The following is a 24,305-nucleotide window of genomic DNA, read 5'->3' as shown; positions in this document are numbered from 1 at the left end:
GAGGGAGGGGGGTCATCGTCGTCGAGCGGTCGTCCCGCCGGCGCCGAGCGGTCGCGCGGACAGGTCGTCCAGGAGCCGGTGCACGGGGTCGACCAGCGTCGGGTAGTCGCCGGAGACCGACCGCGCGAGCACCTTCGCGGCGGCGAAGGCGAGGGCGGGCAGTGCGGCGTCCGAGTGCAGCCGCTCGCCGAGCACCTCGACGAGGGAGCGCCGGGCGTCCGGGGCGGCGAGGCTGTGCACGTAGAGGGTCGCGACGTCGAGGTGCTCGGGTCCGCGCCCCCAGGCCTCCCAGTCGGCGAGGCCGAGCGGTGCGACGAGCAGGTTGCCGGGGTGCAGGTCGCCGTGCGCCGTCGTCCAGCACGGGGTGCCGCGCGGGAACCGGTCGCCGAAGAAGCTGTGCAGCAGCCGGTCCACCGTGGCGGGGACGGTCGACTCCCGCTGCGTCGGGACGGCGGCGAGCGCGTCGAGGATCTCGCCGAGCTCGACCCAGACCGCCGGATCGACCTCCGTCTCGAGGGCGAGCTCCGCCGTCGGGGACAGGGCGCGACCGGGCAGGCGGGTCATCAGCTCGGCGCGGAGCCGGAACCCCTCGACGGAGGGCGGGTCCCACTCCTCGACGGCGAGCACGACCGGCTTGGGCAGGGCCGGGAGCACGGCGCTGTCCGCCGTGCCGGTCCACCACGCCCCCTGGGCGAGCGCCGAGGGGGAGCTGACGAGACGGAGCCAGAGCGGCTCGCGGTCGCGCCGGACAGGACCGGAGAGGGTCCTGCCTCGCCAGCCGGGGACCGTGTCACCGTCCCTCGCGACGGCGAGCACGCGGAGGGCGTGCTCGAAGGCGCGCTCGAGCGCGTTCCCGCCGGTCACCGGCCGACCCCCAGCCGGCGGAGTGCGTCCCCGGCGACGAGATCGAGCACCGCGCCGCCGATCGTGCCGCCGCCGAGGGAGACCGAGGCGCCGCCCACCGGGGGAGTCCTCGCGGAGTCGGGCAGGGCGAGGGGATAGCCGACGGCCGGCACGTCGTCGAGCCCGGTGAGGGGCGCGAGCGCGGCGATCGGGGCGAGCAGCGGCTCCGCGGGCCCGCTGACGACGGCCGTCGACCGCGGGGACCGCACCGCGATCCCGTTGCTGGTCAGCCGAACCGGGGTGCCCGGCACGATCCTCGGGTCGGCCGAGGTCCGCACGAGGGAGGCCTCGCCGTCGCGGACGACGTAGCCGGCCTCGATGCGCTCCTCGAGGGGGAGGGCGCCGACTCCGGCGAGAGCGGCAGCGAGGACCGCGGACGCGATGGCGACCCGGAGCCCTCCGACCCGGGCCTTCCTCGCGGCTCGCGCGAAGCGGACGAGGGAGACGACGAGCGCGCCGGAGAGCGCCGCCGCGAACACCAGCGCGATGATCGCCCCCGGCTCCGTGAGGATCAGGACGGGGACGCTGCGGACGTAGGCCCAGCCGATCAGGAGCAGGGCGAAGCCGCGGCAGCCGACCCCGAACAGGACGAGCCAGGGGGAGGCGCGTGGCGCGGTTCCGCCCAGCAGGCGCAGGACGGCGTCGCCGACGGCGCCGATCGCGGTTCTGCGCAGGAACGGCCGGTCGAGGACCGCGACCAGGGCGAGATAGCCGTCGAGGTGCACGAGCGGAATGAGATTGGTCACCGCGCTGAGTGCGGCCGCGACGACGAAGCACGCGAGAGCGGACCGGCCCGTCGGCGCCCACAGCAGGGCGGTGGCGGCGCTCGCCGCGAGGACGAGGTGCACCGCCGGGCCGGCGAGCGCGACCGCCGCGCGGGAGCGCCGGTCGCCGAGACGCCAGCCGTCTGTGACGTCGCAGAAGAACGCGGGCGCGAGGTAGAAGATCATCAGCCCGGCCCGGCGGGGTCGTCCGCCGAAGGCGGCGAGGGACACCGCATGACCGGCCTCGTGCACCGCTCCCGCGAGCAGGAACGCGACCGACACCGCGAGCAGCGAGGGCAGCGGCAGCGGCTCGGCGAGGACAGCGGCGATCTCGACGGAGTGGACGATCGCGCTCACGCCGCCCAGGAGCAGCACGGCGCCGACGGCGGTGACCGCGAGCAGCCGGACCGGTCGTCGGCGCAGGAGCCGCGCGAGCACGAGCGCCGGCCGCGTCGCATCGAGCAGGGTCAGCTGGAGACTCGCCGGCGGTCGGAACTGCAGCCGATGCGACCGCGGCTCGCGGCGCTCGGAGCCGGCGAGGAGCCCGGCCGCCGCGAACTCGCGGAGCAGGGCGGCCGTCTCCTCCTCCGTCAGGGAGGTGCTCCCGGTGCCCTCGGTCTCGTCCGTCTCGTGCGCGCTCGGACGCAGCCCGGCGGCGAAGGTCGCCACCGCGGGACCGACCCGTGCGCGCGGGACGCCCCGCACCGAGAGGATCCACGGAGCGCCGGGAGCGATCGGCTCGTCGATCGTCACGGTGTCCGCCAGCCGGGGCGCGGGATCGCTCATGCCCGGACCAGCTGCAGCAGCGTCGAGTCCTCGGTCTCCACCAGCGCGGTCCGCGCGACGAGCCGCAGTCCCGCGCGCTCGGCCTCCACCGCGACCTGGTCGGCGTCGACGACGTTCACCCGCGAGCGGAAGAAGCGCGCCGCCGCACGCCCCTCGGGATCGAGACCGACCTGCACGACCTCGACGTCCCGGTGGAGACCGTCGGGGGTGACGGCGGACGTCACGACGGCCGCCCCCGGTCCGCCGGACGGCCCGGGCACGGCGCGGATGCGCGAGCTGCGGCTTCCGGCGACGTAGGCGTGGTCGGGGCTCGACGCGGTGATCAGGAGGATGCCGTCCGCTCCGAGGTGCTCGCGGGCGGCTCGGAGGAAGGCGTGCCGGCCGGCTCGGTCCAGGAGCGCGATGGACGTGGCGCCGAGGACGACGGCGCCGAAGCGCTCCGGCAGGTGGAAGCAGGTCATGTCGCCGACCAGCGCCCGGGAGCCGTCGGCGATCCTGGCGGCGGGCAGCGCCGCGATCCGCGACCGGAGGATGTCGACCATCGTCGGCGAGAGGTCGAGGCCGACGACGGGGCGGCCGAGGCCCAGGAGGGGCACCGTGAGGCGTCCGCCGCCGCAGGCCAGCTCGAGGATCGGCCCCTCGGTCCGGCGGACCGCTGCCAGCAGCGGGCTGATCTCGCTGCGGTCCTCCGCGGTGAAGTACTCGTAGACGACGGACCCGTCGGGTCCGTAGAGGTCCTCCGGCGCCACGGTGGCGGGGGAGAGGGCGCCGAGGAGGGCGGCGCTCGCCGCGGTGAGGGGCGGCGGGTCCGAGGGGTGCTGCATGGTCGCTCCAGGTCTGAGAGGGAGCGGTCCCGGACGCTCGAGCGTCCGGGACCGCGGGAGGTGCACGGTCGGCTAGGTCGCGAGCAGCACGATGCTGCCGAGCGCGATCACGATCCTCAGACCGGCGTCGGCGGTCCGCCAGCCGTCGGCCGGAGCGACCGCGGGTTCGATCTCCTGGAAGAGAACGGGATTCTCCATTTCTCACCTCCTCGGTGATGAGGTCCTCGGTGAAGAGGTGCTCTCCTCGAGAGCTAGGTCAGGACGATCGCGCCGAGCCCGAGGCCGACAGCGATCCCGAGCTTCGTGGCGATGTACCAGTCGGAATCGGGTGCGGCCATCGACTCGATCTCCTCGAATCGCAGGGGGGTGGGTGGTTGCATGCGTCGTCTCCTCGTGTCGTCGTCTGGAATCCGGATGTCATCGGTCGGTCCCGGTCAGGTGAGGAGACCGACGAAGACGCCCGCGACGAGGAGCCCCGTCGTGAAGCCGGAGGCCGCCGACTCCCAGTCGGGAGCGACCGCCTGCTCCAGCTCATGGAACTCGAGCTCGTTCGTGGTGTTCATGTGTTCACCTCCCTCGTTCGGTCGTAGGGCCCGCGCCGGCGGGAAGGCCGCGCGCAGGAGTCGGAGGGCGTCGTCGAGCGCCAGGCCGGGCAGCGCCGAGCTGTCCCAGCGGGCGACGATCGCGAGTGCCGCGTCGCGGAGGGCGCGGTCGGCGACGGCCGGAGCGGTGATCCCCCACCGCTCGGACCACTGGGCGCTGCCGACGACGGGATCGACGTCGAGCCCGAGGGGAGCGGCGAACCACTGCCAGACGGCCCGTCGTCGCGCGCGACGCTCCGGGGAGTCGCGACTCCACAGGACGGGCAGCAGCGGCATCGTCGCCGGCACCTTCCGCAGTCCCGCGCGACTGCTCACCTCGTTCGCGAGGTACCAGTGCGTCGCCGCGAAGGGATCGGCGGTCGCCGAGCGCAGCACGCCGTGACTGCTGGCGCTCGCCGCAGCGAGCGTCGCGCGGTCGGCGCGGCGGACGAGTCCGGCGCTCTCGGCGACGCGGCCGCCGGCCTCGCCCAGCGCCCCCAGCAGTCGCCTCGACCGATCGTCGGCGGAGTGGTCGGCGGGCGATCCGGACCGCGAGCCGATCAGTCGCAGGGCCGCCTCCGCCGCTCCCTCGAGTACGGAGGAGCGGGTCAGCGTTGCCGTGAGATCGGCGTCGAGTACGGCGGCGTCGGCCCGGAGTGCGTCGCCGACCACGACGGAGCGCAGGCCGCCGATCTCGCGGCAGGCCGCGGCGCTCGTCTCGCTGCCGGGTCCGATCGTCGTAGGTACCAGGACGAGACGAGGGACCTCCGTCGACGCGGGGAGGTCTGGAGCGAGAAGCCCGCCGTGCCTGCTCATCAGTCCGTCGATGCGCGATCGGAGGGCGCGGTCGGCGGCGAACAGGCGCGCCAGCGCCGCCACGTCGTGCAGCCTGCCGCCGCCGATGCCGACGAGGCGGTCGGGACGGACAGCGCGGAGGGCGCGGTCGACGGTGTCGAGCAGCAGACCCTGCTCGATCGCGACGTCGAGGACGACCACCGGTCCGTGCAGTCGCTCGGGCTCGACGGCTCCGCTCCGGACGAGCGCGCTGTCGAGCACGAAGAGGGTCCGCCGGGAGCCGGTGGTCGCTGCATCCGACGCCAGACCGGACCGCAGATCGGTGCTGCGGACCCTCATGCGTCGAGCGCCGCACTGATGATGCGCGGGATGTCGGCGAGGTCGCGGTCGCTGGACACCGCCGCAGGCAGGAATTGGATCCCGCCCGGCGCGGGATGCACGACCGCCCCGCGCCGCCGGACGTCCTCCACCAGGCCGAGGACCTCGTCGGCGTGGGCGACCCCCGCGATCCGCAGGGCCCGGAAGGACCCGACGCCGGAGGATCCGAGCACCCGAGGATGAGCGGACAGCGCGGTGACGGCGCGGTCGAGGCAGGTGCTCACGCGCGGGAAGCCGTCGGCTCCGAGGAGTTCGGGAAGCAGCGCGAGGCTCTGCAGGACGGCGGCGCAGACCGCGGGTGTCCCCGCCTGCGTCTCCGCATGGACGAAGGGGGCGTCCGCGGCGTCGATCTCCGCGAGGAGCCGCTCGCCGACGACCACGGCGGCCGCCGCGAGCGTGCCGTTCGTCAGAGCCTTCGACAGAACGACCGCGTCGGGCGCGAACGGCCAGCGCGAGGAGGCGAGGAACGGGCCGGTGCGGCCGAAGCCCGTCGCCACCTCGTCCGCGACGACGGGGACGCCCTCCCGGGACGCGCGCTCGAGCACCGCGAGGAGTGCGTCCGAGAGCGGGAGGGCGCCGGAGCCGAGGACGGGCTCCACGACGATGCCGCAGATGCGCCGTCCCTCCCGGTGGAGCAGCGACTCCAGCGCGTCCGGATCGTCGTGCGCCACGTGCCGGACCCCCGAGCGATCGACGCCGTAGACGTCCTGGCCCAGCTCGTCGCCGCTCAGGGCGTGGGCGCCGTAGGTGAGCCCGTGGTAGCTGCCGGACAGGCCGACGACCAGCCGGCGCTCCGGCCGACCGAGGAGCGCGGCCCGCTGGCGGAGCAGCTTCATGACCGCGTCGTTCGCGCTGCCGCCCGAGGTGGTGAGGAGGACGCGCCGGAAGGAGGCGTGCGGGAGCGCGTCGCCGACGACCGTGAGCAGTGCCGCGGCCGCCCGCTCCGCCCAGGGGTGACTCCGCCGGAAGAGGGACAGGTAGGAGGCCTCGGCCAGAGCCGCGGCGATGGCAGCGGTGAACTCCGGTCGGCCGCAGCCGAACGGCGCGTTCCACAGTCCGCTCGTGAGGTCGATCGCCTCGACGCCGTCGGCGAAGCGGATGCGCGTCCCCGTCGCGCTCACCGCCGCGACGGTCCTGGCCGCCGCCGTCGGCGAGACCAGGGGCACGAGGACCGGCGAGGCCGTCATGCTCCTCTCCGGAGGTGGACGCCCTCGTGCTCGAACCGCTCGACGAGCCGCGAGACGAAGGCCTCGTCGGCCGGCGTGCGCGGCTCGTCGTCCGGGCCGTCGCTCAGCAGCCGTTCGACGACGACCGCGGTGGCGGGTGCGAGGGCGAACCGCCGCAGGGTCCGGGGCTCCACCAGGACGCGCTCGTCGCCCCGGTGCAGGAGGATCAGGTCGGAGCGCGTGAGCGTCGTCACCTCCCCGTCCGGTCGGAGGGACGTTCCGAGCCCGACCACCGACCACGCCGGGCCGGTGTCGTCGGCGGCGGCGAAGGCGAGGCCGGCGCGGTACAGCGCCAGCCAGGGGCGGCGCGCGATGTCATCGGCGACACCGCCGCCCAGCGCGGCGAGCCGGTCGAGCGGACGGTACGACCTGTCGAGGGCGGCCGCGAGACCGTCGGGGTCTCGGGCGTCGCCGAGGACCAGCCCGTCCGGACCGAGCGTCGCGACCCCGTCCCGGCCGACATCGACGGCAGCGACGGGTCCGGCAGCGGGGTCGTCCGTCAGCGGCAGACCGCTCACGGCGACCGCGGCTCCCAGGAGCTGCGGGACCAGCCGACCGGAGGCGCGGGCGGCGTCGGCGTCCTCCAGATAGGCCTGCCAGCCGTTCGCATCGCGGAGCCGTGCGGTCGTCGCACCGGTGACCGGGAGGAACGCGATCGAGGCGTAGTCCTCCGTCTGGACCCGCAGCTCGCCGAACCAGGCGACGTCTCCCGGCTCGTCGAGTCCACCGCGGTAGTCGAGGACGGCCGCGCGGTCGCAGGTCGGGGCCTCGCGGGTCTCATCGTCGTCGGTCACGCTCTCGCTTGGGAGGAGCAGGACGTCCTCCGGCCCGAGCAGTGGCTCCACCGCTCCTCGCCACCGCCGGTCGGCGAGGCGCACGACCCGTCGAGCGTCGACCCGATCACCCGTCACCCACTGGAGGACGGCCCGGGCGACTCCGCGTCGATCCACCGCGGTCGCTCGCGTGTCGGCGTCGGCGAGACCGGTCGGAGTCGAGAGCGCCGTTCGCGAGCCGCGGTCGCCGCGATCGAGGGAGCGCGTCGCGTCTCCGTCGGAGCGGATCGGTCCTGGGCTGGTTGCCATACGTGGATGGTAGCCGACTGAAGCTCACGTCTGTCAAGGCCGACTCGCCGACCGAGCTGATGATCACCGATGCGCGCCACGGGCGAGCTCGGCGCGCGCCTTCGACACCGGGCGCCGACGTAGGTGCTAGACATACGAGTATGACGAACGCAGCAGCATGCAGACGACTCCCAGCACGGCGGTGGCTGTCGTGAGATCCCGATTCGACCTCGTCGTTCTCGTCGTCTTCGGTCTGTACGGCCTCGTCCGAAGCGTCCTCGACGCCCCCGCGGTCATCGCGGCACCGAGCGCCGTCGGGATCGCGTCGCTGTGCGCCTCCGCCTTGCTCCTCGTCGTGGCGATCGCGGCGCTCGCCCTCGAGCTGCGGCGCAGACGGAGGAAGCGCGCGGCGGCGGCCTCGACCGTCGCCGCCCGGACGGGCCGAGAGGCCGACTGCGAGCGGTAGAGCCGGAGGCGTCGGCCCGCCGACCTGCGTCAGCGCCCACCGTGCGCCGACCTCCCGTCATGCTGGTCGAGTAGCCCCGCAGGGGCGTATCGAGACCCACCCTCCTCAGAAGGCCGGTTTGCAGGCTCGTCCTCTGACGCTGGTGGATCTCGATACGCCCGCTTCGCGGGCTACTCGATCAGCATGAAGTCCGTGCGTCGAGTCCACTCATGCTGGTCGAGTAGCGCGGAGCGCGCGTCGGGACCCGGGCCGGGAGCGGCACGCACGTCGTGCGATCCGCGCCAGCGACAAGAGGGCCTCGCGCGCTGTGGCAAGGTCCCGGGATGACAGTGCCGAAGAAGAAGGAAGACCGCGTGCGCCGCTTCGCGCTCGCCCTGCTGGGAGTGAGCATGGGAGTCGCCGTCGTGACGACGATCGTCGGAGGGATCGACGATCCGTACGACGTTGTGACTCTCGGCGTGTGCGGCTCCTGTGCCTCCCTGGTGATCGTCACCTTGATCCGCGAACGATGAACCTCGCGCTGGCGCTCGGGCGGAGGCGTGCACAGAGGTAGCGCGCTGACGCTGCATCCGGACGCTCCGCCGAGGACGAGTGAACGGTCAGCCCGTCGGCCGAGGGTCAGCGCAGCCCCGCGACCGCGTCCAGCTCGTCCAGCGAGCCGATCCGCACCACCCCGAGCTCGACGGCCTCGGAGGGCAGCTCGCGCCCGTGCTCCGGCCCGCCGACGCGGTCGAGCCACACCCCGCGCAACCCGGCGCGTGCCGCGCCGATCGCGTCGGTGCCCAGCCGGTCGCCGACGTACAGCGCGTCGGCCGGAGCGACGCCGAAGCGCTCGCAGGCGACGTGGAAGATCCGCGCGTCCGGCTTCGTCACGCCGACCTCGCCCGACGCGACGAGGTGCTCGACCCGCTCCGTCAGACCGATCGCGTCCGTCTTGGTCGTCTGGAAGTCCACATCGCCGTTGGTGATGACGCCGATCCGGACACCCGCCGCGTCGAGCCGATCGAGCACCGGCAGGGCGTCGTCATGCAGCGTCCACGCCGCGACGTAGTGCCCCAGGTAGGCGGCGAACCACTCGCTCGCCTGCTCCGGCGTCAGCTCGACGCCCGCGTCCGCGGCGAAGGCGATGGCGCGGGCGCGCCGCTGCCCCTCGTAGTCGAGCTCGCCGGCGAGGTAGCGGTGGTAGTGCTCCTCCTCCAGCGCGTACCAGCGGAGTTGCAGCGCGCCCGCCTCGCCCGCGTACGCGTCGCCGAGGGACGCCGCGTAGGCGACGATCCCCTCGCGCACCGCGCGGGCGTGCGCGAAGAGCGTGTCGTCGAGGTCGAAGAGGGCGAGCCGGATCATCGAGGGCTCAGCGACTGCGGCGCAGGAAGCCGACCCGCTCGTACACGGTCGCGAGCGTGCGCTCGGCCGTCTCCGAGGCGCGGTCCGCCGCGCGGGAGAGCACTCGGTCGAGCTCGGCCGGGTCCTCGAGCAGCTCGGCGGTGCGCGCGCGGATCGGATCGAAGGTCGCCGCGACGACCTCGACCAGGCCTTTTTTCAGGTCGCCGTAGCCGCGGCCCGCGTACTCCTGCTCGAGCGACTCGATCGTGCGGCCGGCGAGAACGGAGTAGACGGTGAGCAGGTTCGAGACGCCCGGCTTGGCCGTGCGGTCGAAGCGCACCTCGGACTCGGTGTCGGTGACGGCGCGCATGATCTTCTTCGCGGTGACCTTCGGCTCGTCGAGCACGCTCAGGAGGCCCGCGTCCGACTCCGCCGACTTCGACATCTTCGCGCCGGGGTTCTGCAGGTCGTAGATCTTCGCGGTCTCCTTGGCGATGTACGGCTCCGGGATCGCGAAGGTCTCGCCGAAGCGCGTGTTGAAGCGGCCTGCGAGGTCGCGGGTCAGCTCGAGGTGCTGGCGCTGGTCCTCGCCGACCGGCACGGCGTCGGTCTGGTACAGCAGGATGTCGGCGGCCATCAGGATCGGGTAGGTGAAGAGGCCGACCGAGGCCGCCTCCGTGCCCTGCTTCGCCGACTTGTCCTTGAACTGCGTCATCCGGCTGGCCTCGCCGAAGCCGGTCACCGTGTTCAGGATCCAGGCCAGCTCGGCGTGCGCCGGGACGTGCGACTGGATGAACAGCGTCGAGCGCTCCGGGTCGATGCCGGCCGCGATGTACTGCGCGGCGGTGGCGCGGGTGCGCGCGCGCAGCTCGGCGGGCTCCTGCGGCACGGTGATCGCGTGCAGGTCGACGACGCAGAAGTGGGCGTCGAAGTCGTCCTGCATCGCGACCCACTGGGTGAGGGCGCCGATGTAGTTGCCGAGGTGCAGCGAGCCGGAGGAGGGCTGCATGCCGGAGAAGATGACGGGCTTCGCGCCCGGAGTGCTGGGGGTCATGGTGAGGCCTCGTGAGTGATGGCGGCGCGGTCGGCGCCGGGGGAGAAGGGGGTCAGAGCTCGTAGTCGACGACGACAGGCGCGTGGTCGGACCAGCGGGTGTCCCACGCGCTGGCGCGGTCGATCTCGTAGCTGCGGGCCAGGGCGGCGAGCTCCGGCGTCGCGAGCTGATAGTCGATCCGCCAGCCGGTGTCGGTGTCGAACGCCTGGCCGCGCTGCGACCACCAGGTGTAGGGCCCGGGCACCTCGCCGGCGAAGCGGCGGCCGAGATCGACCCAGCCCATCCCGGCTCCGGCGTTGTAGCCCTCCTCGCCCTCGGCGCCGACGAAGCGGTCGAAGTAGGCGCGCTCCTCGGGGAGGAAGCCGGCCTTCTTGACGTTGCCCTTCCAGTTCTTGATGTCGAGGGTGCGGTGGCCGACGTTGAGGTCGCCCATCACGACGGCGAGCGGGTTGTGGGCCTGCAGCTGGGGGAGGCGCTCGATCATCGCGTCGAGGAAGCGCATCTTCTCGTCCTGCTTCGGCGTGCCGACGCCGCCCGAGTGCACGTAGGTGGACACGACGGTCACGGTGCGGTCGCCGACCTCGTAGTCGGCCTCGAGCCAGCGGCCCGCGGAGTCGAAGTCGTCGGCGCCGAGCGCGACCCGGTGGATCGTCGCGCGCTTGCGGGAGGCGAGCGCGACTCCGGCGCGGCCCTTGGCGGTCGCCTCGTCGTGCAGCACGTCCCACTCGTCGCCGAGCAGGCCGGTGAGGTCGTCGGTGGAGGCGCGGACCTCCTGCAGGGCGAGGATGTCGACGTCGCGGGCGGTGAGCCAGTCGCCCATGCCCTTGCGGAAGGCGGCGCGGACGCCGTTGACGTTGACGGAGGCGATGCGGAGCGGCTTTCGAGTCACCGGAGCAGTCTACGGAGGACCGCCGACAGCGCGCGGCGCACGGAGCAGCGGCGGACCGCCTCGCCCCCCGGGCACGCAGAAGCCGGCGGCCCCGCCCCGCGCCGCCCCCTCGGAGGAGAGGGGCGACGCGGGGACGGGACCGCCGGCGGGACCGCTCAGGACGGTCGGTCGGTGCGGATCAGACGGCGACGGGGCGGGCCGTGGCCGGCTCCGGGACCTCGGCGACGATCGGAGCGCGCTTGATGCTCTTCGCGATGATCACGCAGACCGCCGTGACCACCATGCCGACGAGGATCGCGACCAGGTAGAGCAGCGGCTGCCCCACCAGCCCGGTCACCCAGACGCCGCCGTGCGGGGCGCGCAGCGTCGAGCCGAAGAGCGCGACGAGCGCGCCGGTGACGGCGGAGCCGATCATGGCGGAGGGGATCACGCGCAGCGGGTCGACCGCGGCGAACGGGATCGCTCCCTCCGAGATGAAGGAGGCGCCCAGCAGGTAGGCCGCCTTGCCGTTCTGGCGCTCGGCGTCGGTGAACAGGCGCTTGCGGAGCGACGTGGCGAGCGCGAGGCCCAGCGGCGGCGTCATGCCGGCCGCCATCACGATCGCCATCACCTTGAACTGCACCGAGTTCGGGTCGCCGTCCGCGGGGACCGAGGCGAGCCCCGTGGTCGCGAAGGCGTAGGCCACCTTGTTGACCGGGCCGCCCATGTCGAACGCCATCATCAGGCCCAGGATGATCCCGAGGATGATCAGGTTGCCGCCGGTGAGGCCCGAGAGCCAGGCCGACAGTCCCTCACTCAGCGCGCGCAGCGGCGCACCGAGGACGACGAACATCAGGAAGCCCGTGATGAAGGTCGCGATCAGCGGGATGATGACGACCGGCATCAGCGACTTGAAGGCCGCCGGCAGCTTGATCCGCGAGATGTAGAGCGCCGCGTAGCCGGCGATGAAGCCGGACGCGAGGCCGCCGAGGAAGCCGGCGCCGACGGTGACCGCCACGGCGCCGCCGAGGAAGCCGGGCGCGATGCCGGGGCGGTCCGCGATGCCGAAGGCGATGAAGCCCGAGAGCACCGGCACCAGGAAGGCGAAGGTCGCGCCTCCGATGAGGAACATCACTCCGGCCCAGTCGGTGATGTTCGCGATGTTGAAGCCGTTGTCGATGATCTGCTGCGGCGTGTAGCTGACGATCTGGTAGCCGCCGAAGAGGAACGACAGTGCGATCAGCAGACCGCCCGCCGCGACGAACGGGATCATGTAGGAGACGCCGGTCATCAGGTTCTGGCGGATGCGCGTGCCGACGCCGACCTTCTTCGGGGCGGCGGGCGCCGCGGCCGGAGTCGAGCGGGCGGCGGACGGAGCCGTGCCGGTGCCGCGCAGGGCGAGCGCCCGGTCGAGCACCTCGTCCGGCTTCGAGAGTGCCTCGGCGACGCCGACCTGGAGGATCGGCTTGCCGGCGAAGCGGTCCTTGCCGCGGATCTCGAGGTCGGCGGCGAGGATGACGACGTCCGCGGCGGCGATGTCGCCCGCGGTCATCTCGTCCGAGCCGGCGGCGCCCTGGGTCTCGACGTGGATCGGGTAGCCCCGCTTCTTCGCGGCCTGCTCGAGGGCCTCGGCCGCCATGTAGGTGTGCGCGATGCCGGCGATGCAGCTCGTCACCGCGACGAAGCGCGGGGCGCCCGTCGAGGCGGCGGCGGGAGCGTCCTGGACCTTCGCGGCGGCGCGGTCGATGACGTCCGCGGCCTTCGCGAGCGCCTCCGAGGTGCCGACCTCGAGGGTCGGCTTGCCGGCGAAGCGGTCCTTGCCGCGGACCTCGAGGTCGGCGGCGAGGATCACGACGTCGGCGTCGGCGATCGTCTGGTCGGACATCGGGTCGGAGCCGGCCGCGCCCTGGGTCTCGACCTGGATCTGGTAGCCCTTCTTCTTGGCGGCCTGCTCGAGGGCCTCGGCCGCCATGTAGGTGTGCGCGATGCCGGCGATGCAGCTGGTGACGGCGACGATCTTCACGAGACGACGACCTCTCGGGCGATGATGTCCGCGACTTCCTTGCCGCTTCCGGCGGCGCGGAGGGATCCGGTGAAGGACTCGTGGATCAGCTTGCGGGCGAGCTGGGCGAGGATCTTGAGGTGGGCCTGGTCGGCGCCGTCGGGGGCGGCGATGAGGAAGATCAGGTCCGCGGGGCCGTCCGGGGCGCCGAAGTCGACGCCGGACTTGGCGATGCCGACGGCGACGCTGGGCGAGACGACGTGCGAGGAGCGGGCGTGGGGGATCCCGATGCCGCCGGGCATGCCGGTGGCCATCTGCGACTCGCGGTCGCGGACGTCGGCCAGGAAGCCGTCGAGGTCGGTGACGCGGCCGGCGTCGGCGAGCGTCTTCGCGAGCTGCGCGGTGGCGTCGTCCTTCGTGGCGGCGGTGAGGTCGACGATGACCGTCGACGCCTCGGTGAGAGCAGTCATGCGCTCAGTTCTCCAATCGGGAGGGTGGGGTCGGGGTTCTCGACGACGGAGACGTCGTCGAGGCGGAGGGAGTCGGGACCCGGGGCTTCACTGCCCGGGAGGGTGACGGCGGCGGTGCCCCAGGCGACGGCCGTCCGCAGACGCTCCGCCTCCGAGGCGTCGGTCGCCGACAGGTAGCCCGCGAGGGTGCTGTCGCCGGCGCCGACGGTGCTGAGGGGCACGACGGGGGGTGCGCCCGCCCACCACGACGAGTCCGCCGTGACGAGGAGGGCGCCGTGCTCTCCGAGGCTCACGAGCGCTCGCGCGTCCGGGAGGCGGAGGAGTGTGCGGGCTCCGTCGACGACGTCGCCGACGGTCGCGAGGGAGCGGCCGAGGAGCTCCTCGAGCTCCTCGAGGTTGGGCTTCACCAGCGTCGCGGTGCCGGCCGCGATGATCGCGGTCAGGGGTGCTCCGGAGGTGTCGACGGCGAGGGGGACGCCGAAGTGGGTGGCGAGGCGGCCGAGCGCCGGGTAGAAGTCGTCGCCGAGGCCGGGCGGGACGCTGCCGCAGGCGACGAGCCAGCGCGGGCCGGCGACGACGTGGTCGCAGATCAGAGCGGAGAGCGCCTTCGCCTCCTCCGGCGTGACGGCCGGGCCGGGCTCGTTGATCTTGGTGGTGCGTCCGGTCGCGTCGTCGACGACGGTGATGTTGGTGCGGATCGGCTGCGCGATGGGCGCACTCGCCGAGGCGACTCCGGCCGCCTCGAGCATGGAGCGCAGGTCCAGGCCCGTGGAGGCGTCGGCCGGGTAGATCGCCGTGGCCTCGACGCCGTTGCGGGCGAGGGCCCTGGCGACGTTGACGCCCTTGCCGGCCGGGTCGCGGCGCACGCCGTGGGCGCGGTTGACCTCGCCGACGGCGAAGCCGCTCGTCGACAGGGTGACGTCGATGCTGGGGTTGGCGGTGACGGTGACGATCATGCGCGGACGACCTCCGGGCCGGCCGATTCGATGTCGTCGGCGAGCTCGTCGTCGACTCCTCGATCGGTGATGACGGTGTCGATCGCGGACAGCGGGGCGACGTGCCCGAAGTCCTGGCGGCCGAACTTGGAGTGGTCGGCGAGGACGACGACCCGGCGCGCGGCGGCGATGAGCGCGGTCTTGACGACGGCCTCGTCGAGGTCGGGGGTGGTGAGCCCCCGCTCCCGGCTGATGCCGTTCGTGCCGATGAAGGCGACGTCCACCGAGACGGTGGGGATCACCTGGGCGACCCACGGCCCGACGGCGGCCTGCGTGACCCCGCGCAGGTGCCCGCCGAGCAGGTGGAGGTCGATGTTGGGCCGGCCGACGAGCGCCACCGCGACAGGGAGGGAATGGGTGACGACCGTCAGCCGGCGGTCCAGGGGGAGCAGCTCTGCGAGGCGGACCGTGGTGGTCCCGGCGTCGATGGCGATCGAGCCGCCGTCGGGGACCTCGGCCAGTGCGGCGGTGGCGATGCGGTCCTTCTCCGCGGCGAGGTGGCCCTCGCGGGCGGCGACCTCGGGCTCGATGCCCAGGCGCTCGACGGGGATCGCGCCGCCGTGGGCCCGGCGCAGCAGGCCGCGCTTCTCCAGGCTGGTGAGGTCCCGGCGGATCGTCTCGGGCGTGACCGCGAGGGACTGCGCGAGGTCGCGGACCTCGACCCGCCCGTCGGTGCGGGCGCGGTCCAGGATCGCCTGGTGCCGCTCCGGTGCGTACATGTGGACTCCGTCGTCTCGCGAGATGCTACGCCTCGTCCGCGGTGTCGGTGTCGACCTCGGATCTGCGTTTACATCTTTTTAGACCCGTTCGTGTCCGATGTCAACAGAAACGGACATGTTCGACAGACGTCGTTCCGCGCCAGGGCTCCGTCGGCCGCATCGGCGTCGAGGAGAGCGTGTGTCGAGGAGAGCGACTGTCGCGGAGTCAGGCGGCCGCGTTGGCCAGCTCGTCCTCGAGGCGCGAGAGCTGCTTCTCCAGGCGCCGGCGCTTGAGCAGCGACGCGTCCGGCAGGGCGGCGCGGAGGCGCTCGCGCTCCGCCTCGGCGAGGGTGCGGCGGGCGAGGCGCAGCTGCTCCTCGCGCTCGCGCTCGATCTCGTCCGGCGTGCGCTTGCGCGCCGAGATGCCGGCGTCGCTCATGCCCACCGAGATCCAGGAGGCGACGATCAGGATCACCTGGCAGACCAGGTTGAACCAGATCAGCAGACCGATCAGGACGGCGAAGGAGGCGAGCAGCGGGTTGCGCGAGGCGCCGCCGAGCAGTTGGGTTCCGAGGACCTTGAGTGCGCCGAGCGCGATCCCGCCCATCAGCGCGCCGACCCAGAGGTTCTTCCACGGGATCGGGATGCCGCTGAGGATCCGGAACGAGCCGGCGAGCGTCGCGGTGTCGAGCGCGAGCATGATCAGCAGGCCGACGACGGTGCCGGTGACCCGGCCGAGGGTCGAGTCGCTGCCGATCCCGAGGACGTCGAACGCGACGTCGACGAACGAGGTCGAGAAGACCGAGAGCGCTGCGGACACGACGAGGACGGCGCCGAAGACGAGCGCGAGCCCCGCGTCCTTGAGCTTGAGCAGGACGAACAGGACGGTCGGACCCGGCAGGGAGAACAGGATCCGCACCGCCTGCCGGAGGCTGCCGAGGAAGTTGAGCGCCGTCCAGAGCAGACCCGCCGCGGCGATCACTCCGGTCCAGCCGAGGATCGTGGAGTCGAGCAGCGTGTCGATGGAGACCAGCGCGTTCCTGTCCCCGATCAGCCCGGGCACCGAGCTGGTGAGCAGCTGCAGCAGCGAGTCGCGCAGCGCCGCGTTGTCGCGCAGGACGAAGCCGAAGACAGCGAAGAACACGAACAGCGCCGCGAAGATCGCGAACAGCGCCTGGAAGGCGAGCCCCGACGCGAACAGCGGCCCGCCGCTCTCGGAGTAGTGCAGCATCACCCGCACCGGCCGCGTCCGCATGATCCGCTCGAACAGCGCCGGGATGCCGCGCGGTGCCTCGGTCGCCGCCTCCGTCATGCCCTCCAGCGTAGAGGCGCCGGGCGGCCGTCGTGCCCACCCCGCTCCGCCTCGCCGGGGCCCGGGGACGACGAACGGCCCGCCGGATCCGAGGATCACGACGGGCCGAACGGGGAGGAAGCGTCAGGCGCGGCCGCGGATGACGGCCTGCTTCACCTCGGCGATCGCCTGGGTGATCTGGATGCCGCGGGGGCAGGCCTCCGTGCAGTTGAAGGTCGTGCGGCAGCGCCACACGCCCTCCTTGTCGTTGAGGATGTCCAGTCGGGCTCCGCCCGCGTCGTCGCGCGAGTCGAAGATGAAGCGGTGCGCGTTCACGATCGCGGCGGGGCCGAAGTACTGCCCGTCCGTCCAGAACACGGGGCAGGACGACGTGCAGGCGGCGCAGAGGATGCACTTGGTGGTGTCGTCGAAGCGGGCGCGGTCGGCGACGGACTGCACGCGCTCCTTGCCCTTGGTGGGCGGGGTGTTCGCGATCAGGAACGGCTGCACCTCGCGGTAGGAGGCGAAGAACGGCTCCATGTCCACGACGAGGTCCTTCTCGAGGGGCAGGCCCTTGATCGCCTCGATGTAGATCGGCTGCGAGATGTCGAGGTCCTTGATCAGCGTCTTGCAGGCCAGGCGGTTGCGACCGTTGATCCGCATCGCGTCGGAGCCGCAGATGCCGTGCGCGCAGGAGCGGCGGAAGGTCAGCGATCCGTCCTGGTCCCACTTGATCCGGTGCAGCGCGTCGAGGACGCGGTCGGTCGAGAACATCTCGACGTCGAAGTCCTGCCAGCGCGGCTCGGTGTCCTGCTCCGGGTCGAAGCGGCGGATGATGAACGTGACGGTGAACGCCTCCGGGGCCGGGGGGGCGGCGGGGGGCTGCTCGAGAGTGGCGGACGACACGACTAGTACTTCCTCTCCATCGGCTGGTACCGGGTGATCACGACGGGCTTCCAATCGAGGCGGATGTGGTCGCCCGCGTCGGAGGAGTGGGCGTCACCGGAGAGGTACGCCATCGTGTGCTGCATGTAGTTCTCGTCGTCGCGCTTGGGGAAGTCGTCGCGCATGTGGCCGCCGCGGCTCTCCTTGCGGTTCCGGGCGGAGTAGACGACGACCTCGGCGAGGTCGAGGAGGAAGCCGAGCTCCACGGCCTCCAGGAGATCGGTGTTGAAGCGCTTGCCCTTGTCCTGCACCGAGATGTTGCGGAACCGGTCGCGCAGGCGCTGGATGGTGCCGGTGACCTGCTCGAGCGACTCGTCCGTGCGGAACACCTGGGCGTTCTTGTCCATCTCGTCCTGCAGCTCCTTGCGGATCGAGGCGATCCGCTCGGTTCCGGTGGCGCCTCGGAGCGAGGCGAGCATGTCGCGGATCGCGCCGGCGGGGTTCTCGGGCAGGGGAGTGAAGTCGACGGTCTGCGAGTAGTCGGCGGCGTTGTTGCCGCTGCGCTTGCCGAAGACGTTGATGTCGAGCAGCGAGTTGGTGCCGAGGCGGTTCGAGCCGTGCACCGAGACGCAGGCGCACTCGCCGGCGGCGTAGAGGCCGGGGACGACGGTGGTGTTGTCCGAGAGGACCTCCGCCTTGACGTTCGTCGGGATGCCGCCCATCGCGTAGTGCGCGGTCGGCATGACCGGCACCGGCTCGACGACCGGGTCGACGCCCAGGTAGGTGCGGGCGAACTCGGTGATGTCCGGGAGCTTCGTCTCGAGCACCTCGGCGCCGAGGTGGGTGCAGTCCAGCAGCACGTAGTCCTTGTGCGGGCCGGCGCCGCGGCCCTCCGCGACCTCCTGGACCATGCAGCGGGCGACGATGTCGCGCGGCGCGAGGTCCTTGATGGTCGGGGCGTACCGCTCCATGAAGCGCTCGCCCGAGGCGTTGCGGAGGATCGCACCCTCTCCTCGCGCTCCCTCGGTGAGGAGGATGCCGAGCCCGGCGAGGCCGGTCGGGTGGAACTGGAAGAACTCCATGTCCTCGAGGGGGAGGCCCTTGCGCCAGATGATGCCGACGCCGTCGCCCGTGAGGGTGTGCGCGTTCGACGTCGTCTTGTAGATCTTGCCGAAGCCGCCGGTCGCGAAGATGATCGCCTTCGCCTTGAAGACGTGCAGCTCGCCGGTCGCCAGCTCGTAGGCCACGACGCCGGACGGCTTGTTCACGCCGTCGACCTCGGTCATCACGAGGTCGAGCACGTAGAACTCGTTGAAGAAGTTGATGCCCAGGCGGACGCAGTTCTGGAACAGCGTCTGCAGGATCATGTGGCCGGTGCGGTCCGCCGCGTAGCAGGCCCGGCGCACGGGTGCCTTGCCGTGGTCGCGGGTGTGACCGCCGAATCGACGCTGGTCGATCTTGCCGTCCTCGGTGCGGTTGAACGGCAGGCCCATGTTCTCGAGGTCGATGACCGCGTCGATGGCCTCCTTCGCGAGGATCTCCGCCGCGTCCTGGTCGACGAGGTAGTCGCCGCCCTTGACCGTGTCGAAGGTGTGCCACTCCCAGCTGTCCTCCTCGACGTTCGCGAGGGCGGCGGCCATGCCGCCCTGCGCCGCACCGGTGTGCGAGCGCGTCGGGTACAGCTTGGAGATGACGGCGGTCTTCGCCTTGGGCCCGGCCTCGATCGCGGCGCGCATGCCCGCTCCGCCGGCTCCCACGATCACCACGTCGAACTGGTGGTAGTGGACGCCGTCGGCGCCGAGGGTCTGGGTGAAGGCGCTCTGATCAGCGCCGCCGCTGTGGACGTGGCCTGGTGTGCTCACTGGGTGACTGCTCCGTTGAACGGGGTGGAAGGGCGGGAGTGGGGGAGGGGCGCTCCCGGTGGCGTGGCGGTGCCGCGCGGACGGACCACGCGGCACCGGGCGCCTAGGCGGCGCAGAAGGAGGGCAGCAGGCTCGGGTCCCCGCCGGTGGGGCAGGGGTTGAAGCCGAAGACGACGTAGGTGCCGAGCGCGATCAGCGCGACGACCGAGACGACGATGCCGCCCTTGAAGACGCGGGCCAGCAGCGGCGAGGTCGCGTAGTCGTTGACCAGCGTGCGCATGCCGTTGCCGCCGTGGATGAGCGCGAGCCAGAGCATCGCGACGTCCCACCACTGCCAGAACGGGTTGGCGAGCTTGCCGCCGACGAAGCCGAAGTCGATCGCCTTGATGCCGTCGCCGAGCAGCAGGTTGAAGATCAGGTGCCCGAAGATCAGGACGATCAGCACGACGCCGGAGGCGCGCATGTAGATCCAGCCCCACTTCTCCCAGTTGGTGCCGGAGGAGCGGGTCGGGACATGCGGAGTCCGCGGTGCGGCGACGGTGCTCAATGGGCACCTCCCTCGCTGAAGACGTTGATGAGGTGGCGGGGCGCGAAGCCGAGCATCAGCACGACCCACAGGCCGATGACGACCCAGAAGAGCAGGCGCTGGTTCCGGGTGGCCCAGCTCCAGAAGTCGACGAGGATGATGCGCAGGCCGTTCATGGCGTGGAACGCGATCGCGGCCACGAGGCCGGTCTCGCCGAGGCCCATGATCGGGTTCTTGTACTGGGCGATGACCGCGTTGTACGCCTCGGGGCTCACGGCGATGAGGGCCGTGTCGAGGACGTGCACGAGGAGGAAGAAGAAGATGGCGACACCGGTGATCCGGTGCAGCACCCACGACCACATGCCTTCGCGACCGCGGTAGAGGGTTCCGGCCGGACGGCGGATCTTCCCCTGCTTCCGGGGTGCGAGGGTTTGAGCAGCTGAAACTGACACGAACAACCCTCCCTGGTTGACTGCTCCGTCGGCCTGACCGGACCCGCGACTCGAGGACGCGGGCGGGGCGGAGGAGCGGCGAGAACACTCGCTCCACGATTCTAAGCGCCGGGCCCGGTCGCCGCGGCTTAGGCGAGCCTTAGCTGCCGCGGGCCATCGACACCGGTGCGCCGACCGTCGCGTAGTGCGCGAGGAGCTCGTCCGTGAGCGCGCTCCAGGTGCGGTGCAGCACGCGGCGCCGGCCCGCCTCGCCGAGCCTCGAGCGGAGCCCCGGATCGTCCAGCAGCCGCTCGACCTGCCGACGCAGATCGGAATCGCTCTCCGGCGCGTAGAGCAGCCCGTCCACGCCGTGCTCGATCAGATCGGTCGGGCCGCCGGCGTGCGGGGCGACGACCGCCGTGCCCGAGGCCTGCGCCTCCTGCACGGTCTGGCCGAAGGTCTCCTCGGTGCCGGTGTGCACGAAGACGTCCAGGGCCGCGAAGACCGCGGGCAGTCGCTCCCCGTCGAGCCGTCCGAGCATCCGCGCCGAGGAGCCGAGCGCCGCCGCGACCCGGGAGGAGGAGGGGCCGTAGCCGCCGACGACCAGGTCCGCGCCCGGAAGAGAGGAGAGGGAGGCCAGGCGCTCGACGCGCTTCTCGGGGGAGAGACGGCCGATGTAGCCGACGAGCGCGTCACCGGGCGCGACCGGCGCCCGCACCTCGGCGGCGTAGGGGGAGGAGCGCATCCGCGGGTGGAAGCGGTCGCTCTGCACGCCGCGCCCCCAGAGCGCGGTGCGCTCGATGCCGGCCGCGGCGAGGTCGTCGAGCGCGCTGGTCGAGGGGGCGAGCGTCAGGTCGGCGCCCGCGTGGATCTGGCGGATCACCCGCCAGGCCAGGGCCCGGGCGCCGCGGATCCCGTAGCGGGCGGCGAAGCGCGGGACGTCGGTCTGGTAGATCGCGACGCTGGGCACCCCGAGCCGGTTCGCCGAGGCGATGGCCCGCGCCCCCAGAAGGAAGGGCGAGGCGACGTGCACGACATCGGGTTCGAAGGCGGCCAGCTCGCGGGTGAGCGCCAGCGTCGGGATGCCGACGGGGAAGTCGCGGTAGGCGATCGCCGGGTGCTCGACGACGCGGTGGCCGGCGTAGTGCCCGGGCGCACCCGCGGCAGGGCAGACGACGAGGGCCTCGATCCCGCGCGCCGCGAACTCGTCGAGGACCCGGAGGACGCTCGTGGTGACACCGTTCAACGACGGGAGGAAGCTCTCCGTGACGACCGCGACTCTCACCCTCCGGACGCTACGGGCGCCGTGTGAACGCGGGAGCGCGCCCGGGTGAACGGACGGACACGTCCGGGCGCCCTTGTATCCTGCGGACATGACATCACCTGAGACCGATGGCCGCGCCCCGCTCGACCGCTTCTACAGCGTGATCCCGGCAGGCGGGATCGGCTCGAGGCTGTGGCCGCTCTCCCGGGCCGACGCCCCGAAGTTCCTGCACGACCTCACCGGCTCGGGCCAGACCCTGCTCCGCGACACCTGGGACCGCCTCGCCCCGATCTCGGGTGCCGACCGGATCATGGTCGTCACCGGCCGTGCGCACCGCGCCGCGGTGGAGCAGCAGCTCGAGAGCCTCGAGGACCTCAACGTCGTCCTCGAGAGCGAGCCGCGCGACTCCTCCGCCGCGATCGGCCTCGCCGCCGCGATCCTCGAGCGCCGCGAGCCCGGCGTGATCATCGGCTCGTTCGCAGCCGACCACGTGATCAGCGGTCAGCACCTCTTCCACGACGCGGTGGCCGAGGCTGTCGTCGCCGCCGACGCCGGCTTCATCGCGACGATCGGCATCACGCCGACCGAGCCGGCGGTGGGCTTCGGCTACATCCGCACCGGCGACCACCTCGGCATCGAGGGCGCCGCGCACACGCTCGCCGTCGACTCCTTCGTCGAGAAGCCCGACGCCGACACCGCCCGCACCTACGTGCAGAGCGGTCAGTACCTCTGGAACGCCGGCATGTTCATCGCCCGCGCCGACCGCCTGCTCGAGGAGCTCGGCCGCTCGAAGCCGAAGCTGCTCGCCGGCCTGCTCGAGCTCGCGGAGGCGTGGGACACCCCGGAGCGCGGCGCGGTCGTCGACCGCATCTGGCCGGGCCTGGAGAAGATCGCGATCGACTACTCGGTCGCCGAGCCGGCCGCCGCGGAGGGCAAGCTCGCCGTCGTCCCCGGCCACTTCTCCTGGGACGACGTCGGCGACTTCGCCTCCATCGCGAAGCTGCACGCGAGCGGCCTGCGCTCCGACCTGGCGATCCTCGGCGAGGACGCCCGCGTCCTCGCCGACTCCGCCACCGGCATCGTGGTCAGCGGCGGCAATCGCACCATCGCGCTGATCGGCGTGAAGGACATCGTCGTCGTCGACACCCCCGACGCCCTCCTCGTCACCACCACGGAGAACGCCCAGAAGGTGAAGGGCGTCGTCGACGCCCTCCGCCTCTCGGGCCGCACCGACGTCCTCTAGTCGATCGACCCGAGATCCGTCGTCCTGGAACAGGTGGATCTCGATACGCGCGCTCCGCGCACTCCTCGATCAGCATGCCCGTGCGACCGCGAGCCCTGAGGGCGCGCGCCGTGAGCAGCTGGCAATGCCCCTGGCTGGACATGTGCCCTCCGCGGCGCGGGCCTCCCGGACTCCCTCGCCCGAAGGGTCGAGGGCCGCGAGCGGAAATCGCGTGCCAGCGATTTCCGCCAGCCCGACGCGACACGCTCTGCAGAACGCACCACCTCGATGGGCCGACCGCGGGGGAGGAGCCGCTCGCGGCTCCTCCCCAAGATCAACACTGTGTAACGCTTCCCGAGTTGGCCCTCCGCGGCGGCTGAGCGTTCCGACACCTTGGGTAACGTGAGGTCATCGATGCCCTGCAGTGCCGATCGTGCGCGCGGGGCCGAATCTTGGAGGACGAATCTTGACTATCACCACGCGTAAGGCCGCGTTCGGCGGTCTCGCCGCTCTGGGCGTCACCGCGCTTCTCGCCGGTTGCGCCTCCGCCCCCGAGGAGAGCGGCTCGAGCGCCGCCGCCGGTGGCGACTTCCTGCCCTGCATGGTCTCCGACGCGGGCGGGTTCGACGACAAGTCGTTCAACGAGCTGGGCTACAACGGCCTGGTCGCGGCGTCCGAGGACCTCGGCGTCACCCCGAAGACCGTCACCTCGGAGTCCGAGACGGACTACGCGCCCAACCTGACGAGCCTCGTCGACCAGGGCTGCAACCTGATCATCACCGTCGGCTTCGCCCTCGCCGAGGCCACCTCGGCCGCGGCGGAGGAGAACACCGACATCGACTTCGCCATCATCGACGACGCGTCAATCGACCTGCCGAACGTCAAGCCGATCACGTTCGACACCTCGCAGTCGGCGTTCCTCGCCGGCTACGCGGCGGCGTCGTACTCGAAGACGGGCGTCGTGGGCACCTACGGCGGCCAGCAGTTCCCGACCGTCACGATCTTCATGGACGGCTTCGCGGACGGCGTGGCGTACCACAACGAGCAGAAGGGCACCGACGTCAAGGTCGTCGGCTGGGACGTCGCCGCGCAGACGGGCTCGTTCACCGGAGGCTTCGCCGCCGGTGTCGAGGCCAAGTCGGCCGCGCAGTCCCTGATCGACCAGAACGCCGACGTCATCCTCCCGGTCGGCGGCCCGATCTTCCAGTCGGCCATCGAGGCCATCCGCGACTCCGGCAAGGAGATCGCCATGGTGGGTGTCGACGCCGACCTGTACGAGACCTACCCCGACGGCGGCGACCTGTACCTGACCTCGATCCTCAAGGGCATCGAGGCCGGCACGACCGACGTCACCTCCACCGCGGGCGCCGACGCCTTCGACGCGACCCCGTACGTGGGCACGCTCGAGAACGACGGTGTCGGCATCGCGCCGTTCCACGACTTCGAGTCGAAGGTCTCGGCCGACCTGCAGGGCGAGCTGGACACCATCAAGGAGGGCATCATCGACGGCTCGATCACCGTCGAGTCGCCGTCCGCTCCCGCCGCGTCCTGATCTCCGGATCGATCGCAGCGCACTGACGAAGAGGCCGGTGGGCCCGAGTTCTGCTCGGGCCCACCGGCCTCTCGTCGG

The 24,305-nt window shown here is 72.2% G+C and carries 25 protein-coding genes; 4 read left to right on the top strand and 21 right to left on the bottom strand.

Annotation, left to right across the window (positions count from 1 at the left end; genetic code table 11):
• Positions 1-12: 12 nt before the first annotated feature.
• The 8 genes from MT353_RS02410 to MT353_RS02385 form a co-directional block, all read right to left on the bottom strand.
• Positions 13-864, bottom strand: a complete 852-nt coding sequence (locus tag MT353_RS02410) for a phosphotransferase (protein WP_243623527.1) — start codon at positions 862-864, stop codon at positions 13-15.
• Entirely contained in the window at positions 861-2,453 is a 1,593-nt protein-coding gene (gene mpaP / locus MT353_RS02405) for a daptide biosynthesis intramembrane metalloprotease (protein ID WP_243623526.1), read from the bottom strand. Before mpaP ends, MT353_RS02410 begins: the two co-directional genes overlap by 4 nt.
• Entirely contained in the window at positions 2,450-3,277 is an 828-nt protein-coding gene (gene mpaM, locus MT353_RS02400) for a daptide-type RiPP biosynthesis methyltransferase (RefSeq protein ID WP_243623525.1), read from the bottom strand. The genes mpaP and mpaM overlap by 4 nt, the downstream gene beginning before the upstream one ends.
• A gap of 72 nt (positions 3,278-3,349) precedes the next feature.
• Positions 3,350-3,475, bottom strand: coding sequence for a hypothetical protein (locus MT353_RS21390; RefSeq protein WP_260311822.1), 126 nt, complete (start codon positions 3,473-3,475; stop codon positions 3,350-3,352).
• Positions 3,476-3,528: 53 nt separating this feature from the next.
• Positions 3,529-3,657, bottom strand: coding sequence for a daptide-type RiPP (locus MT353_RS21385; protein WP_260311824.1), 129 nt, complete (start codon positions 3,655-3,657; stop codon positions 3,529-3,531).
• A 54-nt stretch (positions 3,658-3,711) separates the two neighbouring features.
• Entirely contained in the window at positions 3,712-4,992 is a 1,281-nt protein-coding gene (locus MT353_RS02395; protein ID WP_243623524.1) for an iron-containing alcohol dehydrogenase, read from the bottom strand.
• On the bottom strand, positions 4,989-6,218 hold the full coding sequence (gene mpaD / locus MT353_RS02390) for a daptide-type RiPP biosynthesis aminotransferase (protein ID WP_243586384.1): 1,230 nt from the start codon (positions 6,216-6,218) through the stop codon (positions 4,989-4,991). Before mpaD ends, MT353_RS02395 begins: the two co-directional genes overlap by 4 nt.
• Entirely contained in the window at positions 6,215-7,339 is a 1,125-nt protein-coding gene (locus tag MT353_RS02385; protein WP_243623523.1) for a hypothetical protein, read from the bottom strand. The genes mpaD and MT353_RS02385 overlap by 4 nt, the downstream gene beginning before the upstream one ends.
• A 190-nt stretch (positions 7,340-7,529) precedes the next feature.
• On the opposite strand from MT353_RS02385, the gene MT353_RS02380 reads away from it, so the two are divergent.
• Together MT353_RS02380 and MT353_RS02375 are read left to right on the top strand one after the other, a co-directional pair.
• Positions 7,530-7,784 carry a hypothetical protein gene (locus tag MT353_RS02380; RefSeq protein ID WP_243586386.1) on the top strand — a complete coding sequence of 85 codons (255 nt, stop codon included), beginning with the start codon at positions 7,530-7,532 and terminating at the stop codon, positions 7,782-7,784.
• 323 nt (positions 7,785-8,107) lie between these two features.
• Positions 8,108-8,296: a hypothetical protein gene (locus MT353_RS02375; protein ID WP_133671882.1), complete on the top strand. Its 189-nt coding sequence runs from the start codon at positions 8,108-8,110 to the stop codon at positions 8,294-8,296.
• Between the two features lie 106 nt (positions 8,297-8,402).
• On the opposite strand, the gene MT353_RS02370 is transcribed toward MT353_RS02375, so the two are convergent.
• From MT353_RS02370 to MT353_RS02310, 13 genes are all read right to left on the bottom strand, one after another.
• Positions 8,403-9,128: an HAD family hydrolase gene (locus tag MT353_RS02370; RefSeq protein ID WP_243623522.1), complete on the bottom strand. Its 726-nt coding sequence runs from the start codon at positions 9,126-9,128 to the stop codon at positions 8,403-8,405.
• 7 nt (positions 9,129-9,135) lie between these two features.
• Positions 9,136-10,161, bottom strand: coding sequence for a tryptophan--tRNA ligase (gene trpS, locus MT353_RS02365; RefSeq protein WP_243623521.1), 1,026 nt, complete (start codon positions 10,159-10,161; stop codon positions 9,136-9,138).
• Positions 10,162-10,213: 52 nt separating this feature from the next.
• Positions 10,214-11,050 carry an exodeoxyribonuclease III gene (locus MT353_RS02360; RefSeq protein WP_374204682.1) on the bottom strand — a complete coding sequence of 279 codons (837 nt, stop codon included), beginning with the start codon at positions 11,048-11,050 and terminating at the stop codon, positions 10,214-10,216.
• Between the two features lie 178 nt (positions 11,051-11,228).
• Positions 11,229-13,052 (bottom strand): PTS fructose-like transporter subunit IIB, encoded by a 1,824-nt coding sequence (locus MT353_RS02355; RefSeq protein ID WP_208645075.1) that lies wholly within the window; start codon positions 13,050-13,052, stop codon positions 11,229-11,231.
• Complete coding sequence (locus tag MT353_RS02350) at positions 13,049-13,501, bottom strand: PTS sugar transporter subunit IIA (RefSeq protein WP_243623520.1); 453 nt, start codon at positions 13,499-13,501, stop codon at positions 13,049-13,051. Before MT353_RS02350 ends, MT353_RS02355 begins: the two co-directional genes overlap by 4 nt.
• Positions 13,498-14,457 carry a 1-phosphofructokinase family hexose kinase gene (locus MT353_RS02345; protein ID WP_123445280.1) on the bottom strand — a complete coding sequence of 320 codons (960 nt, stop codon included), beginning with the start codon at positions 14,455-14,457 and terminating at the stop codon, positions 13,498-13,500. Before MT353_RS02345 ends, MT353_RS02350 begins: the two co-directional genes overlap by 4 nt.
• Positions 14,454-15,215 (bottom strand): DeoR/GlpR family DNA-binding transcription regulator, encoded by a 762-nt coding sequence (locus MT353_RS02340; RefSeq protein ID WP_123445281.1) that lies wholly within the window; start codon positions 15,213-15,215, stop codon positions 14,454-14,456. Before MT353_RS02340 ends, MT353_RS02345 begins: the two co-directional genes overlap by 4 nt.
• 205 nt (positions 15,216-15,420) lie before the next feature.
• Positions 15,421-16,506 carry a YihY/virulence factor BrkB family protein gene (locus tag MT353_RS02335; protein WP_243623519.1) on the bottom strand — a complete coding sequence of 362 codons (1,086 nt, stop codon included), beginning with the start codon at positions 16,504-16,506 and terminating at the stop codon, positions 15,421-15,423.
• A 123-nt stretch (positions 16,507-16,629) separates the two neighbouring features.
• Positions 16,630-17,391, bottom strand: coding sequence for a succinate dehydrogenase iron-sulfur subunit (locus MT353_RS02330; protein ID WP_243623518.1), 762 nt, complete (start codon positions 17,389-17,391; stop codon positions 16,630-16,632).
• A 2-nt stretch (positions 17,392-17,393) separates the two neighbouring features.
• Positions 17,394-19,136, bottom strand: a complete 1,743-nt coding sequence (sdhA, locus tag MT353_RS02325; protein WP_243623768.1) for a succinate dehydrogenase flavoprotein subunit — start codon at positions 19,134-19,136, stop codon at positions 17,394-17,396.
• Between the two features lie 199 nt (positions 19,137-19,335).
• Positions 19,336-19,779, bottom strand: a complete 444-nt coding sequence (locus tag MT353_RS02320; protein WP_123702562.1) for a succinate dehydrogenase hydrophobic membrane anchor subunit — start codon at positions 19,777-19,779, stop codon at positions 19,336-19,338.
• Positions 19,776-20,210, bottom strand: coding sequence for a succinate dehydrogenase, cytochrome b556 subunit (gene sdhC, locus MT353_RS02315; protein ID WP_123445287.1), 435 nt, complete (start codon positions 20,208-20,210; stop codon positions 19,776-19,778). The genes MT353_RS02320 and sdhC overlap by 4 nt, the downstream gene beginning before the upstream one ends.
• A 139-nt stretch (positions 20,211-20,349) precedes the next feature.
• The gene (locus tag MT353_RS02310) at positions 20,350-21,474 is read right to left on the bottom strand and encodes a glycosyltransferase family 1 protein (protein ID WP_123445288.1); all 1,125 of its coding nucleotides are present in this window, start codon (positions 21,472-21,474) and stop codon (positions 20,350-20,352) included.
• Between the two features lie 88 nt (positions 21,475-21,562).
• On the opposite strand from MT353_RS02310, the gene MT353_RS02305 reads away from it, so the two are divergent.
• Both MT353_RS02305 and MT353_RS02300 read left to right on the top strand, forming a co-directional pair.
• On the top strand, positions 21,563-22,696 hold the full coding sequence (locus MT353_RS02305) for a mannose-1-phosphate guanylyltransferase (protein WP_123445289.1): 1,134 nt from the start codon (positions 21,563-21,565) through the stop codon (positions 22,694-22,696).
• Between the two features lie 445 nt (positions 22,697-23,141).
• Complete coding sequence (locus tag MT353_RS02300; RefSeq protein ID WP_123445290.1) at positions 23,142-24,227, top strand: BMP family protein; 1,086 nt, start codon at positions 23,142-23,144, stop codon at positions 24,225-24,227.
• Positions 24,228-24,305: the final 78 nt, after the last annotated feature.

It is taken from the genome of Rathayibacter sp. VKM Ac-2927 (assembly GCF_022815525.1).
GTDB classification, from domain to species: Bacteria; Actinomycetota; Actinomycetes; order Actinomycetales; family Microbacteriaceae; genus Rathayibacter; species Rathayibacter festucae.
Note: the sequence above shows the minus strand (reverse complement) of the source record. Positions and strands in the feature narration are given on the sequence as shown.